Origin of the sequence: Pseudarthrobacter cellobiosi, assembly GCF_023913815.1 — a bacterium.
Taxonomy (GTDB): Bacteria; Actinomycetota; Actinomycetes; order Actinomycetales; family Micrococcaceae; genus Arthrobacter; species Arthrobacter cellobiosi.
On record NZ_JAMXBK010000018.1, the window covers coordinates 166064 to 180776 of the forward strand.

The window sequence follows — 14713 nt, forward strand, 5'->3', positions numbered from 1 at the left end:
CAGAGAGGCCGGGGATCTTTTGTTTGTTTGCTCCTCCTGCTGGACTTGAACCAGCAACCCTTCGATTAACAGTCGAATGCTCTGCCAATTGAGCTAAGGAGGAATGAAGCAGGTATGACATTAGCAAAGGTTTCCCGGGAATGGGAAATCGGCGGCGGTGCACTACGAAATACCCTCCCCGGGTATAAAAAAATCCCCGTTCCGGATACCCGGAACGGGGATTGTGCGCTCCTCCTGCTGGACTTGAACCAGCAACCCTTCGATTAACAGTCGAATGCTCTGCCAATTGAGCTAAGGAGGAATGAAGCGGGTACCAGCCTAGCAAAGACACCGGCTGGAAGCGAAATCAGGAGTGAAATCGGCGCGTTTCAGGCGTCCGANGGAAGCGAAATCAGGAGTGAAATCGGCGCGTTTCAGGCGTCCGAGCGCAGTGCCCGGCGCTCCATTTCGAGCATCATCAGTTCCCTGTTGAGCCGCTGGAAATCCTCCGGGTTCGCTGCCGGATCCAGCCGTTGCAGCTGGCCCATCTTGTCCGCCTTGACCCGCGTGATCTGGAGCTCGAACAGCCGGGACAGAATGTCCTTGCAGTACTTCTGGACGGCTTCAGCGGTGCTCGCGGGAAGCGGCACCACGGCAAGCTCGGACACCAGCGGCCGGAGGGGTTCCGGGACTTCGTGCATCACCTGTTCCACCCAGCGCAGCGGCTCACCGATAAGTCCGGGACCCGAGGCGCGCATGGCGTCGTGCACGGCCTGGAACGCCGGCGTGACGAACCGTGCGGCCGCGAAGCGCTCCCAGATGCCGCCGCCCAGAAGGGCGGACTCCTGCAGCGCCACTTCCAGCGCCTGCCGCTCCATGGAGGCCACGGGGTCGCGGGGGTCGGGCCGCTGGTAGGAAGGGACAGCGCCCGACGTCGGCCCGGCAGCCACGCCGGGTCCGCCCGCCTGGGCGGAACCCGCCGCGGCGGACGGCATCTGACCCGGGGCGCCGGCTGTGGAAGGCGTTCCCGGTGCAGCCGGCCCGCCCGGGGCGGCACGCTTCATGGCAACGCCCACAGCCCGGCTGACGTCTTCAACCGAGATGCCGAGCCAGCCGGCCAGTTCCCGGGCATACTCGGGCCTGATGGCTGCGTCGCGGATCTGGGCCACCACCGGAGCGGATTCCCGCAGCGCGGCCACCCGGCCCTCCACGGTGTCCAGGTTGTGGCGCCTGAGCGTGGCCTTGATGGCAAACTCGAACAGCGGCCGGCGCGTGGCGATCAGGTCCCGCACGGCGGCGTCCCCTCTGCTTTGGCGGAGGTCGCAGGGGTCGGCGCCGGTGGGCTCCACCGCCACATAGGTCTGGGCGGTAAAGCGCTGGTCTTCCTCGAAGGCGCGCAGTGCCGCCTTCTGCCCGGCGGCGTCACCGTCGAAGGTGAAGATGACCTCTCCCCCGGTGCCGTCGTCGGACAGCAGGCGGCGGGCGATCTTAATGTGCTCGGTGCCGAATGCCGTGCCGCAGGTGGCCACCGCCGTCGGAATTCCCGCCAGGTGGCAAGCCATCACGTCGGTGTATCCCTCCACCACTACGAGCTGGCGGTCTTTGGCGATACTGCGCTTGGCGAGGTCGATCCCGTAGAGCACCTGGGACTTCTTGTACAGCGTGGTTTCGGGGGTGTTGAGGTACTTGGGCCCCTGGTCATCCTCGTAGAGTTTGCGCGCGCCGAAGCCGATGGTGTCGCCGGCGATGTCACGGATGGGCCAGATGAGCCTGCCACGGAACCGGTCATAGATGCCCCGGTTGCCTTCGGAGAACATGCCCGTCAGCTTCAGCTCCTGGTCCGTGAAGCCACGGCCGCGGAGGTGTTTCAGCAGCGCGTCCCAGCCCTGCGGTGCGTAGCCCACGCCGAACTGCTCCGACGCGGCGCGGTCGAAGCCGCGGCCGAACAGGAAGTTCCGGCCTTCGGCGGCCCCGGGCGTCAGCAGCTGGGCGCGGAAGAACTCATCGGCGATTTTGTGGGCATCCAGGAGGCGCTGGCGCTTGCCGACTTCCTCACGGTTGGGGCCGGTGCCGCCGTCCTCGTAGCGTAGTTCGTACCCGATGCGGGCCGCCAGCTTTTCCACGGCCTCATGGAATGAGGTGTGGTCCTGTTTCTGCACAAAGGCGATGACGTCTCCGTCTTCGCCGCACCCGAAGCAGTGGTACCTGCCCACCTGGGGACGCACGGTGAACGACGGCGACCGCTCGTCGTGGAACGGGCACAGCCCCTTGTAGGTTCCCAGCCCGGCACCCTTGAGCGTGACGTAGCCGTCAACCACTTCCTTGATGTCCGTGCGCTGGCGTACTTCGTCGATATCTTCACGTTTGATCAGGCCAGCCACAAAGCCATCCTAGTCCGGGGGCACGACAAGCCGATCCGCCGTGAGGCGTTCGTCACCACAGCGAGGGAAGGCTCCCCACGAGCCGTTCGTACATTGCCAGCGCCGAGCCGTCTGTCAGCGACGCCACCTGGTCGATGACCACCCTGAGCCGTGCGCCGTCGTCGGGCGCGTCCCGCCAGTCAGCCGCGAACATCGGCTCCAGGTGGCGGTCCCCCGTGGCGTTCAGGGCGGTGACCAGGGCGTGCAGCACCTCGCGCTGGCGCTCGTAGATGGGCTGGCGGTGTTCGGTGGTCATCACAAACGTGGTGGCCAGGCCCTTCATGACCGCGATCTCCATAACCGTCTCGTCCGGGACCATCAGCTCAGCGCTGTACCGCGTGAGGTTTTCCGGGCCGTAGACAGCACGCGTGGCCTCCAGGGCGCTCTGGCAGAACCGGCCGATCAGCTGGCTGGTCATGTTCTTCAGGGCGGCCATAGACTTGCGGCTGCCGTCGGCCTCGCGGACCCACACGTCGGTGGCTTCCAACCGGGCCAGGGCGGCATCGATCGCGGCGGGGTCGTTGTGCGGGAGGTACCACTGCTTGGCGTAGCCCACCACACGGGCCCGGTGGTCCGGGTTGTCCATCCAGCGCAGCTGGAAGTGCCCGGCCACGATCGCGTCCTCGACGTCGTGCACGGAATAGGAAATGTCGTCGGCCAGGTCCATAACCTGCGCCTCCAGGCACGAGCGGCGTTCCGGCGCACCCTCCCTGATCCAGTTGAAGATGGGCAGATCGTCCTCGTAGGCGCCGAACTTGCTGGTGCGCTGGCCGTGGATCACCGGCGCGTTCAGCGCGGACCAAGGGTATTTCGCCGCCGCATCCAGGCTGGCCCTCGTGAGGTTCAGGCCGGCCGGGCGCCCGTCGGTGGCCAGGACCTTGGGCTCCAGCCGGGTGAGGAGCCGGAGGGTCTGGGCGTTGCCTTCGAAGCCGCCGATGGCATGGGCCACCTCGTTCAGGGCGGACTCGCCGTTGTGCCCGAAGGGCGGGTGCCCCAGGTCATGGCTCAGGCAGGCGGTGTCCACCACGTCCGGGTCGCAGCCCAGGGCGCGGCCCAGTTCCCGTCCCACCTGGGCAACCTCGAGGCTGTGGGTCAGGCGGGTGCGGACGAAGTCGTCGGTGTCCGGGGCAACTACCTGCGTTTTCGCTCCGAGGCGGCGCAGGGCGGACGAGTGCAGCACCCGGGCGCGGTCCCGCTCAAAGTCGGAGCGGTAGTTGTTTTTGGGCGGTTCCTCCACCCAGCGGGCGGAATCGTGGGCCTCGTAGCCCGGCAGGGCCTGTGCCGTAGTGCGCGTTTCAGCCACCGGAAACATCCAGTTCCGCGGCGGAGATGTCCTGGGACTGCGCGGCGTTCAGGGCACGGGATTCCAGCCAGTCCTTGGGCAGCGCCGGCTTCTTGGGCGAGCCTGCGCGGCCGCGCGGGCCCTCGGCATCCACGCCGGGGTACGGCGAGCCCAGGTCCAGCTGGTCCAGCGTGTCGCGCAGCACCTCGAGGCTGGTCACCATGGCCAGTTTGGTCCGCAGTTCACTGCCCACCACGTAGCCCTTGAAATACCAGGCCATGTGCTTGCGGATCTCCCGGAGCGCTTTGCCTTCATCGCCAAAGGTCTCAACCATCAGCTCGGCATGCCGGAAGACGCTCTCGGCCACCTTGCCCAAGTCCGGCGTGTAGCGTTTGTCGCTTCCTTCGAAGGCCGCCATGAGGTCACCGAACAGCCACGGGCGTCCCTGGCAGCCGCGGCCCACCACTACACCGTCCACACCGGTTTCCCGGACCATCCGGACAGCGTCCTCCGCGGACCAGATGTCGCCGTTGCCCAGGACGGGAATGTCCGGCAGGGCTTCGCGCAGGCGGGCGATCGCGGTCCAGTCGGCCTGGCCGGAGTAGAACTGCGCCGCGGTGCGGCCGTGAAGCGCGACGGCGGCGACCCCGGCATCGCGGGCGATCCGGCCGGCGTCGAGGTACGTCAGGTGGTCATCGTCGATGCCCTTGCGCATTTTAATGGTGAGCGGGACATTGCCCTTGGACGCTTCGTTGACCGCGGTCTGGACGATCGAGGTGAAGAGGTCGATCTTCCAAGGCAGGGCGGAGCCGCCACCGCGCCGGGTCACCTTGGGAACGGGGCAGCCGAAGTTCAGGTCAATGTGGTCTGCGCGGTCCTCTTCGACGAGCATTCGCACTGCCTGGCCCACCGTGACGGGGTCCACGCCGTACAGCTGGACGGAGCGGACTTTTTCGTCGTCGTCGTGCGAGATGATGCGCAGTGATTCGGGCGTGCGTTCAACGAGGGCGCGGGAGGTGACCATCTCCGCAACGTACAGGCCGCCGCCGTATTCACGGCACAAACGACGAAAAGCGGAGTTGGTGATGCCCGCCATCGGAGCCAGGATCACGGGGGTGTCCACCGTGATGGGGCCCAGCTTCAGGGGCGGGAGTTCCAGCTTGGGGGCGGGAGGCGTTGCGGTAACAGTCACCTGTCCATTGTCGCAAAGGCGGGCAAATCGGCGCGCCGGGCCCATTTGGGTCCCCTGGCGTCGTTCAGCTGCCCGTCCAGCCGCGGTCTGCCCGGCGTCCCCTCCGGGTGGTGGCGGGATCGTCGGAACCTTCCGTGGACTGCCGTGACCGCCTCTCGAACGCGGCCGCCGCGAGCGCACCGGTATCGTCGACGTCGTCCGCGTTGATGGCGGCGGCGCCCGAGGTGCCGTCGGGGCGGCGGTCTCCGTCCGGGACGCCGACGGCGACCTGTCCGGCCGTCCGGACGCCGGTGGCCTTGACCACCAGCACGGCGATCAGAGTGGTCACGGGAATGGCGAGGACCAGGCCTATGGAGCCAACGAGCGTGCGGATGACTTCTTCGGACAGTTCGGCGCTGGTCAGGGTGTCCCCCAGCGGCCGGTCGTACAGCATCACAATGATCAGGATGGGCAGGGCTGCGCCGGCGTAGGCGAACGCGATGGTGTAGACCGTGGAGGCGATGTGGTCCCGGCCGATCCGCATGGCGGAGGTGAAGAGCTTGCGGGCGCTGGTGCCGGGAGCCAACTCATAGAGTTCCCAGACGGCGGACGATTGCGTAATGGTGACGTCGTTCAGGACACCAAGGCCGGAGATGATGAGGCCGCACAGGATCACCCCGGAAATGGAGATGTTGGCCGAGGTATTGATCAGGGTGGTGGCGTCATGGCTGCCCACTCCGGCGAGGTTGGCGGCGTCGGTGGCCCAGGCCGCCAACAGCGCCGTGATGGCCAGGCCGAACATGGTGCCCAGCAGCGCCGTTGATGTCCTGGCGGAGAAGCCGTGGGCAAAATACAGGACCCCGATCATGATCACCGTTGACCCCACCAGGGCCAGCAGCAGCGGAGGTTTGCCCTCCACCAGCCCGGGCAACATAAAGCCGGCAAGGACGAAATACGCGCCCACTAGCCCCAGCAGCGCCCGGAATCCGCGCCAGCGCGCCACCGCGATGACCACCAGGGCATAGAGGAGCGCCAGGATCACGATGGGAAGGGTCCGGACGAAGTCAACAAAGATGTAGGCCGGAGACCCCTGCGACGCCGCGGCGCCCTGGGCGTTGGAAAGGTTCAGGTACCTGATCTGGTCCCCCGGCTTCACGCCATGGGACTTGGCGACGTCGGGATTGATCACCACTTTGACGGGACTGCCGCCCTGGTCCGGTTCCGTGAAGGCAAACATGCAGTCGGAGCCGGCGGGGGCGGGCTGGCCGCTGGTGTCCGAGGATTGGCCGGGGGCGGTGGAGCCCTGCATGCAGCTTTCTTCCACGACGCTCTGGATCTTGCCCGTATCGAAGGTGACGCCGGGCGCCGCCGAATAGGGGTTGGCGAGGGAGATGCCGTCCTTGGACCCGGACGGCCACAGCACGGCCATGCCCGCCAGGGTCAGAAGAGTCAGCGGCACCAGCACCGCGGCCAGGATGCGGTTTGCCTTCCGGCGGGCAGCAATCGCCTGGGCCGTCGGCTCCGAATGATCTGTTGAAACGTGGGTGTGACCGGAGCCCATCAGCAGTTGAACCTCATACCTTGAACTCTACGTCCGGCGCCTTAGGGTTGGTAAATGGCAGGAACCGAGAGGAACCACGCGTGACGGACCGCAGGACTGAATTCCACACCAACGAACCTGCTGCGAGGCGGGAGGCGGCACTCACTGTGCTGGCGGCCCCCGGGACAACGCGGGGCGTCGCCCTGGTCCTGCACGGGGGCAAGGCACACAGCTTTGAGCCCGTGGAGGCCCGCCACCTGAGCCCGCTGCGCATGGTCACGTTCGCCCGTCACCTGCACCGTGCCGGGAAGGACCACGGGCTGGCGGTGTGGTCCCTGCGGAACAGCGTGCGTGGCTGGAACGGGCCGGACAGGTCCGCACTGCAGGATGCCCGCTGGGCCCTCCAGCAAATCAGTGCGCAGCACCCTAGGGTTCCCGTGTATCTGGTGGGGCATTCCATGGGCGGCCTCACCGCCGTGACCGCCGCGGACCATCCTCAGGTGGACGCCGTGGTGGCGCTGGCCCCGTGGCTCAGCCCGGAGACACCCGCCACGCCGCTCGCCGGACGCAAGGTCCTGATTGTCCACGGCACGGGAGACCATATGACCAGCCCGTCCCAGTCCTTGGCGTTTGCGCGCCGAGCCACCGGGACAGCAGCCTCCATACAGTATGTTTCGCTGCGCGGTTCCGGGCATTTTATGGTGCGCCGCGGCCGGCTGTGGCACACGTTGGCCACCGGTTTTGTGATGAAGGCTTTCGCTCTGCGCACCGGATTCACGCACCAGGCCTCGAGCAAGCTGGCTGGGCTGGTGCCCGGGTCCGCCGCTGAGGTGGCCCTGTGAGCTCTTTTCCCTGGCCGGCGTTCGCCGCGTCGTTGCCCTGGACAGCACTGGCAGTCCTGGCGGTCCTGGCGCTGACGTTTGGCGTGGCCGTCCGGCAGGGCCGGCACTCGGTGATGGACATCGCGTGGGGCCCCGGCTTCGTTGCGGTGGCCGTGGTGTCCTGGTTCCTGTCTGCCGGATCGGGCGATGACACCCGCCGCGCCTTGTTGCTTCTGCTGACGGCGGTCTGGGGGTTGCGGCTGGGCGGCCATATTGGCTGGCGGGCGCGCGACGGACATGAAGACCCGCGCTACAAGGCCCTGCTGGACCCGGCGCCCGGATCCAGGAACGCGTTTGCGCTCCGCCGTGTCTACCTGCCGCAGGGCGTGGTTATGTTTTTTGTGTCCCTGACGCTGCAGGTGGGGATGTTCGCCACCGGGCCTGTGGCTTGGGTGGCCGTGCTCGGCGTCCTGCTGTGGATGACGGGGTTTGTGTTCGAGACCGTGGGCGACTGGCAGCTGGCCCGGTTCAAGAAGGATCCGGCCCGCCACGGCACGGTGCTGGATACCGGTTTGTGGCGGTACACCCGGCATCCCAACTATTTCGGCGATGCGGCCATCTGGACGGGGCTTTTCCTGATCGCCGCAGACTCGTGGCCGGGCGTCCTGACTATCCTGTCACCGGCCCTGATGGTGTGGACGCTCGCCGGGAAGACCGGGAAGCCCCTGACGGAAAAGGCGATGTCCGGGCGGCCCGGTTACCGGGAATATGTTGAGGGGACCAGCGGCTTCATCCCGTGGCCGCCCAAACGCCGGTGACCTCCCCCGGGTGGGGTCAGTCCGAGACGATCAGCGTTTCGGCGCCGGCCTGGCGCGCTTTGCCGGCTTCCAGCAAGGGCTCGACGGCGGCACGCAGCGCCGTCATCGAATCGTCCAGTTCCAGCATGACCGGGTGCTGGTACGCGAGGAGCGAGAGCAGGTCACGGACGGCGGCTGCGGCGTCGTCCGCTTCCAGCGCGGGTTCGTGGCCCACAAACACATCCGTGGCCTTCGCGCCCTGGGCCGAAGCGTCCGCCCCCGGGTCCTGGGCTGCCTCCGCATAACTCACCGCAAAGGCGCGGATCCGGCCCTTCTTGCTGGGGGAAACCCCGGCGCCAAAGGCGGATTCCGGCTCGGCGCGCAGCACAAGCGCACCGTGGGCGCCGGTGAGGTCATCCAAGAACAGCTTCTGCACTTGCCCCACCGACAGCACGCCCGGCGAATCCCAGCCATGGATGGACGTGTAATACCGCCCCACGACGTCGGTCAGCTCAACCGAGCCGGTAGCGAGATCCATCACGACGTCGGAACCGGCGTTTTCGTCGTTGGCCGGCCCGCCGCCGTCGTTCTTCGCGGGGAATACGGGCAGCTTCAGGGCGCCCGGCTCCACCACCACCAGCCGGGAACGCTGGATGGGCGCGAGCCCGAACGCCTCGGCGAACGCGGCCCCCGGAGTGCCCGGCTGCACCTTCGCCCGCAGCCTGGCAACGCCCGACGGCGCCTGCTCGGCTTCGCGGCGCAGCATGGTCAGGAGCGTGGCACCGATGCCGGCGCGGCGATGATCGCGCGCCACCTCGATGTAGGTCCACAGCCGCTCCGGGTGCAGCGAAGCCTCGTAGACCACGCCCGCCGCCACCGGAATGCCAACGCCGTCAATGACGTCCTCGGCCACGATGCAGCGGCGCCAGGGGGTGCCGTCCGTGCCGGGCGAGGAGACGGCCAGGGCACCGCGGAACTGCCTGGCCTGTTCGGTCTCCGGGCCGCCCCAGATTTCCAGCAGCGTCAGGTCATCGCCCTCAAGCCATTCGCGGTATTCGATGGCCATTCTCAGGCGCCGATCAGGCGGGCGGCCAGGTAGCCTTCCACCTTGTCCAGCGAGACGCGTTCCTGGCTCATGGTGTCGCGTTCACGGATGGTCACGGCTTGGTCCTCGAGGGTGTCGAAGTCCACGGTGATGCAGAACGGGGTGCCGATCTCGTCCTGGCGGCGGTAGCGGCGGCCGATCGCGCCGGCGTCATCGAAGTCGATGTTCCAGTTCTTGCGCAGCTGCGCGCCCAGGTCTTTGGCCTTCGGCGAGAGGTCCTCGTTGCGGCTCAACGGCAGCACCGCAGCCTTGACGGGGGCCAGGCGCGGGTCAAGCCGCAGGACGGTACGGACGTCGACGCCGCCCTTGGCGTTGGGTGCCTCGTCTTCGGTGTACGCGTCCACCAGGAACGCCATGAAGGAACGGGTCAGGCCCGCGGCCGGCTCGATCACGTACGGGGTGTAGCGCTCGTTGGTGGCCTGATTGAAGTAGCTCAGGTCCTGGCCGGAAGCCTTGGAGTGCGTGGAGAGGTCGAAGTCCGTGCGGTTGGCGATGCCTTCGAGCTCGCCCCATTCGGAACCCTGGAAGCCGAAGCGGTATTCGATGTCCGTGGTGCCCTTGGAGTAGTGGCTCAGCTTTTCCAGCGGGTGTTCGAAGAAGCGCAGGTTCTCTTCCCGGATGCCCAGGCTGGTGTACCAGGACATGCGCTCTTTCATCCAGTACTGGTGCCACTCTTCGTCCGTGCCGGGCTCGACGAAGAATTCCATTTCCATCTGCTCGAACTCACGGGTGCGGAAGATGAAGTTGCCGGGTGTGATCTCGTTGCGGAAGGACTTGCCGATCTGGCCGATGCCGAACGGCGGCTTCTTGCGGGACGTGGTGAGCACGTTGCTGAAGTTCACAAAAATGCCCTGGGCCGTTTCCGGGCGCAGGTAGTGCATGCCTTCCTCGCTGGCCACCGGGCCGAGGAAGGTCTTGAGCAGGCCGGAGAATTCCTGGGGTTCGGTCCATTCGCCGCGGGTGCCGCAGTTGACGCAGGCAATGTCCTTCAGTCCGTTCTCGGCGGGGCGGCCCTTCTTTTCCTCGTACTCTTCCTCGAGGTGGTCCGCGCGGTAGCGCTTGTGGCAGGAAAGGCACTCAACCAGCGGGTCGGAGAAGACGTCAACGTGGCCGGAGGCTTCCCATACCTGGCGGGGCAGGATGACGGAGGAATCCAGGCCCACCACGTCCTCGCGGCCGCGGACCATGGACTGCCACCACTGGCGCTTGATGTTTTCCTTCAGCTCAGCGCCGAGGGGTCCGTAGTCCCAGGCAGAGCGGGAGCCTCCGTAGATTTCACCGGCCTGGAACACAAAACCCCTTCGCTTGGAAAGGGAAATGACCTGGTCGAGTACGGATTTTGCTGCCATGGTGGACTCCAATTTCTACAGGGCCGCTGGGTGCGGTCCGCGGGTATCTGGCCCCGCTGCACGTGGGTGCTTCACCGCTGGGTGCGGGCGGGGCGGGCGAAGGAACAAGATGCAGAGAACTGCGTGTCCTAGCCTACCGGCCGCTGCCTCCGGAAGGCGCCCCGCGGCCACGGCAGTGTGGCCAGGATGATGGCGGCCAGCGTCAGCACTGTGCCCAGGACGGTGGCCGGGGCCACGATGCTCCCGGGGGCCGGCACCACGAGGTCCAGCCCCAGGGAGCCAAGGAGCTGTCCGGCGATCATGCCGAGCCCGGTGACCAGCACGCCCAGGCTGCGGACCAGCAGCGCACCCAGGCCGATGAACACGCAGCCCATGGGCCCGCCCAGGTAGTACCACCACTCGGCCGGCAACGGATTGCCCGGCCCAAAAACTGCCACCTTGACGGCCAAGGCAATCCACAGGAACACCGAGCCGGCCACGAAGTTCACCAGCGTGGCGGCGACGGGCGATCCGTAGTGGACTGTGGCCGTCCCGTTCATCGCCTGTTGGAAGCTCATCAGGAACCCGGCCAGGACCGGGAGGATCAACGGCAGAATCAAGGTTTCCAGCCCGCCCGCTCCGTCCGCGGGAGCGCCCGGGGAGCCCGGGGAGCCCGGGGAGCCGGCCAGCCGCGGCGAAACCGCCCACGCCACGGCGGCGACGGTCAGCACGCACCCGATGATCCGCATGGGAGTCACGGCCCTCTTGCCGGCAGGTCCGATGCCCAGCCGGTCCACCAGCAGCCCGCTCAGCGTCTGCCCGGTCACGGCGGCCACGGTAAACAGCGCCACGCCCAGGATGCCCACGGTGAAGGACTGCGCGAAGACAAAAAGGGCACCAATGCCGCCGGCCAGCACGTACACGGGCGGGAAAGCCCGGGTCCGGACCGCCGGCAGGATCCTGGCCAGACCGGCGCGGCCGCTGGGCAGGATCAGGGAGATCAGCATCATCACCACCAGGCCGGTGCTGAAACCCACCACGGCCGCGGCGATGCCGTCGTTGAGCCGGACGCCGAGGGCGCCGTTGATCCGGCCCTGGACGGGAATGGCCAGTCCCGCGCCGACGGCCAGCGGGAGCCCCGCGAACCGCGGCAGCCGTGGGGTGTGGGTCATCGGATTCACCTTACGTCAGGCATTATTACTTGTATGAGCAACCAGGACATTCAAGAGATCCCCATCCGCGACAGCATGATCCGTCTTGGCCAGCTCCTGAAGCTCGCCAGCCTGGTGGAGGACGGCGTGGAAGCCGCTGAGCTGATCAAGAACGGACTCGTCAAGGTCAACGGCGAGATCGATGACCGCCGCGGACGCCAGCTGCACAACGGCGACACCGTCACCGTCAACGGGCAAACCGTGCAGGTAGTGGCCCCGGAAGCCTGATTTAACAGGCCTGACTCAGCCTCAGGCGGCGTGGACAGCGTAAGCGGCCGGCGGCACTGTGCCGCCGGCCGCCGTCGTACGCTTATTTGTTCAGCACCTCGTGCGTCAGGAACTCGGAGACGTGCCCGATTTCCTGCTGGTTGATGCCGTGCCACATGCCCGTGTAGAGCACCTTGGTGAGCTTGACATGCCCACGCACCCAGCCCATGGTGTAGTCGATCTTGTCGGGCGTGATCACGGGGTCCTGCTGGTCCCGGCCCCAGAAGAGCGGCACTGTACCGTCCAGGTCGCCATCCTTGAAGGTGGGGTCCCCGTCCGCGTTGACCACAAAACCGGAAAGCCCGACGACGGCGGCGTAGTCAGCGGGGCGCTGCCGGAGCAGCGTGGTGGCCATGGCCATTCCCATGGAAAAGCCGAGCAGCGTCACCGACGGGTGGTCGGCTTTGACGGTGTCAATCCAGTCCTGCACATAACCGGCTCCAGCCTTGACGGCGTCGAGCGTGTACTCGATGGAGGCCGTCAGGGGGAACCACATAAAGCCGGGGCCCGTGGCCAATGGCGCCCGGAGTGAGGCAACAACAAAATCTTCGGGAAGCATATCCGCCAGGCTCAGGAGGTCCTGTTCGTTGGCGCCGTAGCCGTGGAGCAGCACCAGCAGCGGCTTTCCGGCGCGCTGGTCCTCCGGCCGGGACCACAGAACAACGGGGGCGGGAAATACTTGGGCGTCAGTCATGGTTTCCATTCTTACAGTTACCCGGCGGTAACTACCTACGGTGGCGTAGCTTGTGAGCAAGGAGGCAGGATAGGACCGTGAATGAAGCAAAAGCCATGCAGAGCCCGCCCAGGGCCACGGAAGCCCATCCCTGGAGCCGCTACGTGGCGATGGGAGATTCGTTCACCGAGGGCATCGGCGACCCCGAACCAACAAGCCCCGGCGGCTTCCGCGGCTGGGCGGACCGGGTGGCCGAGGAACTGGGCAGGGGCCAAGCGGACTTCGCCTATGCCAACCTGGCCGTCCGCGGCCGGCTGCTGCAGCAGATCGTGGACCAGCAACTCGCTCCGTGCCTGGCGCTTAAGCCGGACCTGATAACCCTTTCCGCCGGCGGCAACGATCTCATCAGGCCCGGCGGCGACCCCGACGCCCTCGCCGAAAAACTTGATTCCGTGGTCCAGATCCTGGCCATGGGCGGTGCCACGGTGGTGCTGTTCAACGGTCCGGATACCGGTTCCTCGGTCCTGGGACGGATCCGCAGCAAGGTGGCCATCTACAACGAGAACCTCCGCACGGTGGCCGCGCGCCATGACGCCATCATCGCCGACATGTGGTCGCTCAAGCAGCTGAACGATCCGCAGATGTGGGACGAGGACCGCCTGCATTTTTCGCCGCTGGGACACCACACCATCGCCGCCATGGTGCTGGAATCGCTGAACTTGAACCACACGCTTGAGCCGCTCCGGCCCAAGCCCTTGCCCGCCCGCACGTGGCGGGCAGCCCGCTCCGAAGACCTGGTGTGGGCCCGCGAGTATTTTGTCCCGTGGGTGGTGCGGCGGCTGCGCCACCGCTCCTCCGGCGACGGAATCACCGCAAAGCGTCCGACGCCGGGCCCTGTGTTCGGCCCGGGCGTTCCGTTGGGATCCGGCGAGGGGCCCCTGGGTACCATCGACGCCCGGCGCTAGCGGCGGCACGGCGTGAGCGGCGGCACGGCGTGAGCGGCGGCACGGCGTGAGCGGCGGCACGGCGTGAGCCAGTGACAGCTCCCCCGGACAGGCATGGATCCGGATGAGGTGGTGCGGCGGCGGCTTCACGCCCAACGGCTGCGCGGGCCCGGCCTGGGCTCCCCGGAGGACGCCGTCCGGCACTTGCTGGCGGTCCAGGCGCAGGAGTTTCCTTACGCCCGCTGGAGCCTGGCGCAAAGGACCGGCAGTCTTGGAGCTGCCGTCGGGGCCCAGTCTCATCGGGTTGCTGCCGAGGCTGCGGTGGCCACCGCCGCGTAAGTGGAGGAGGCGGTGTCCGACGGGCGCATCCTGCGCACCCATATCCTGCGGCCCACCTGGCATTTTGTGCACCGCGAGGATCTTCGCTGGCTGACGGCCTTGTCCGCGCCGCGGCTTCACCAGGGCAACGCGGGCATGTACCGGCAGACGGGGATTGATGCCGCCGCCGCTGACCGGAGCGGACAGGTCCTGGCCGAAGCCGTCCGGGGCGGGTCACACCTGACCCGCGAACAGCTGGCCGCGCGGCTGCAGGACGAAGGGTTCGGGGCCACCGGCTTCGGGATGGCCTACATGATCATGCACGCCGAGATCAGCGGAATCCTGACCAGCGGGTCTCCGGTGCGCAGCCGGGGCGGGGCCCTGAAGCAGACCTACGCCCTTTTTGGCCGACGTGCGGCTCGGCCTTCAACAGACCCTGGCGGCTGCTCCCGAAACGCTGGCAACGGCGGTGATTGACGGCGTCGAGCATTACTTCGACGCCGGCACGGAGGGCGGGGCGGATGGCGGCAATGCCACACCGGCGTCCGGACCGCGGATCGACCTGATCCAGTGCTACGACGAATACGTGATGGGCTATTCCGCAACGCGGCACTATCTGTGCGGCAGCGCTCCGGCGTTCCCGGTCGCCGGGGATCCGATACATGTGGTGCTGCTGGACGGGCGGATGGCCGGCTGCTGGCGGCACACCATGTTCTCCGGCCGCTGTGAGCTGGATATCCGGCTTGTCCGCTGCCGCGGACCCGGTACTGGACGCGGCGGTGCAGGACGCCGTGGACCGGTACGGGGCCTTCCTGGGGATCCCGGCCGCGCACGTGGGCTCCGGGGTTAAGCTGGAA

General features: G+C 67.2%; 15 protein-coding genes and 2 tRNA genes. 7 read left to right on the forward strand and 10 right to left on the reverse strand.

The window, feature by feature from the left end; translation table 11 throughout:
• Positions 1 to 30 precede the first annotated feature (30 nt).
• The 6 genes from NG701_RS04565 to NG701_RS04590 all read right to left on the reverse strand — a co-directional run bounded on the left by NG701_RS04565 (position 31) and on the right by NG701_RS04590 (position 6413).
• Positions 31 to 103: transfer RNA gene (locus tag NG701_RS04565), tRNA-Asn, on the reverse strand.
• Positions 104 to 228: 125 nt separating this feature from the next.
• Positions 229 to 301, reverse strand: a tRNA-Asn gene (locus tag NG701_RS04570).
• A gap of 112 nt (positions 302 to 413) precedes the next feature.
• A complete protein-coding gene (gene dnaG / locus NG701_RS04575) occupies positions 414 to 2360 on the reverse strand; it encodes a DNA primase (protein WP_252564915.1) in 1947 nt (648 codons plus the stop codon).
• 52 nt (positions 2361 to 2412) lie between these two features.
• A complete protein-coding gene (locus NG701_RS04580) occupies positions 2413 to 3711 on the reverse strand; it encodes a deoxyguanosinetriphosphate triphosphohydrolase (RefSeq protein WP_252599980.1) in 1299 nt (432 codons plus the stop codon).
• Positions 3695 to 4873 carry a tRNA dihydrouridine synthase DusB gene (gene dusB / locus NG701_RS04585; protein ID WP_252564919.1) on the reverse strand — a complete coding sequence of 393 codons (1179 nt, stop codon included), beginning with the start codon at positions 4871 to 4873 and terminating at the stop codon, positions 3695 to 3697. Before dusB ends, NG701_RS04580 begins: the two co-directional genes overlap by 17 nt.
• A 64-nt stretch (positions 4874 to 4937) precedes the next feature.
• Positions 4938 to 6413, reverse strand: a complete 1476-nt coding sequence (locus tag NG701_RS04590) for a YibE/F family protein (RefSeq protein WP_252564921.1) — start codon at positions 6411 to 6413, stop codon at positions 4938 to 4940.
• Positions 6414 to 6493: 80 nt separating this feature from the next.
• Here NG701_RS04590 and NG701_RS04595 point away from each other — a divergent pair, with 80 nt between their 5' ends.
• Together NG701_RS04595 and NG701_RS04600 are read left to right on the forward strand one after the other, a co-directional pair.
• Positions 6494 to 7234, forward strand: coding sequence for an alpha/beta hydrolase (locus NG701_RS04595; RefSeq protein WP_252564923.1), 741 nt, complete (start codon positions 6494 to 6496; stop codon positions 7232 to 7234).
• On the forward strand, positions 7231 to 8031 hold the full coding sequence (locus NG701_RS04600) for a DUF1295 domain-containing protein (protein ID WP_252564925.1): 801 nt from the start codon (positions 7231 to 7233) through the stop codon (positions 8029 to 8031). The genes NG701_RS04595 and NG701_RS04600 overlap by 4 nt, the downstream gene beginning before the upstream one ends.
• Positions 8032 to 8047: 16 nt before the next feature.
• Here the strand turns inward: NG701_RS04600 and NG701_RS04605 are convergent, their stop codons facing one another.
• From NG701_RS04605 to NG701_RS04615, 3 genes are all read right to left on the reverse strand, one after another.
• Complete coding sequence (locus tag NG701_RS04605) at positions 8048 to 9076, reverse strand: GNAT family N-acetyltransferase (RefSeq protein WP_252564926.1); 1029 nt, start codon at positions 9074 to 9076, stop codon at positions 8048 to 8050.
• Positions 9077 to 9078: 2 nt separating this feature from the next.
• Positions 9079 to 10464: a glycine--tRNA ligase gene (locus tag NG701_RS04610; RefSeq protein WP_252564928.1), complete on the reverse strand. Its 1386-nt coding sequence runs from the start codon at positions 10462 to 10464 to the stop codon at positions 9079 to 9081.
• A gap of 128 nt (positions 10465 to 10592) precedes the next feature.
• Entirely contained in the window at positions 10593 to 11615 is a 1023-nt protein-coding gene (locus NG701_RS04615; protein ID WP_252564930.1) for a DMT family transporter, read from the reverse strand.
• Between the two features lie 33 nt (positions 11616 to 11648).
• Between NG701_RS04615 and NG701_RS04620 the strand changes: the two genes are divergently transcribed.
• Positions 11649 to 11882, forward strand: a complete 234-nt coding sequence (locus NG701_RS04620; RefSeq protein WP_056348226.1) for an RNA-binding S4 domain-containing protein — start codon at positions 11649 to 11651, stop codon at positions 11880 to 11882.
• Positions 11883 to 11964: 82 nt separating this feature from the next.
• Here NG701_RS04620 and NG701_RS04625 read toward each other — a convergent pair whose 3' ends face one another.
• Entirely contained in the window at positions 11965 to 12615 is a 651-nt protein-coding gene (locus tag NG701_RS04625; RefSeq protein WP_252564932.1) for an alpha/beta hydrolase, read from the reverse strand.
• 95 nt (positions 12616 to 12710) lie between these two features.
• Here NG701_RS04625 and NG701_RS04630 point away from each other — a divergent pair, with 95 nt between their 5' ends.
• From NG701_RS04630 to NG701_RS04645, 4 genes are all read left to right on the forward strand, one after another.
• A complete protein-coding gene (locus NG701_RS04630; protein ID WP_252564981.1) occupies positions 12711 to 13559 on the forward strand; it encodes an SGNH/GDSL hydrolase family protein in 849 nt (282 codons plus the stop codon).
• A 93-nt stretch (positions 13560 to 13652) separates the two neighbouring features.
• Positions 13653 to 13877: a hypothetical protein gene (locus tag NG701_RS04635; RefSeq protein ID WP_252564934.1), complete on the forward strand. Its 225-nt coding sequence runs from the start codon at positions 13653 to 13655 to the stop codon at positions 13875 to 13877.
• A 12-nt stretch (positions 13878 to 13889) separates the two neighbouring features.
• On the forward strand, positions 13890 to 14333 hold the full coding sequence (locus NG701_RS04640; RefSeq protein ID WP_252564936.1) for a DNA glycosylase AlkZ-like family protein: 444 nt from the start codon (positions 13890 to 13892) through the stop codon (positions 14331 to 14333).
• Positions 14326 to 14706: a DNA glycosylase AlkZ-like family protein gene (locus NG701_RS04645; RefSeq protein WP_252564938.1), complete on the forward strand. Its 381-nt coding sequence runs from the start codon at positions 14326 to 14328 to the stop codon at positions 14704 to 14706. Before NG701_RS04640 ends, NG701_RS04645 begins: the two co-directional genes overlap by 8 nt.
• Positions 14707 to 14713: the final 7 nt, after the last annotated feature.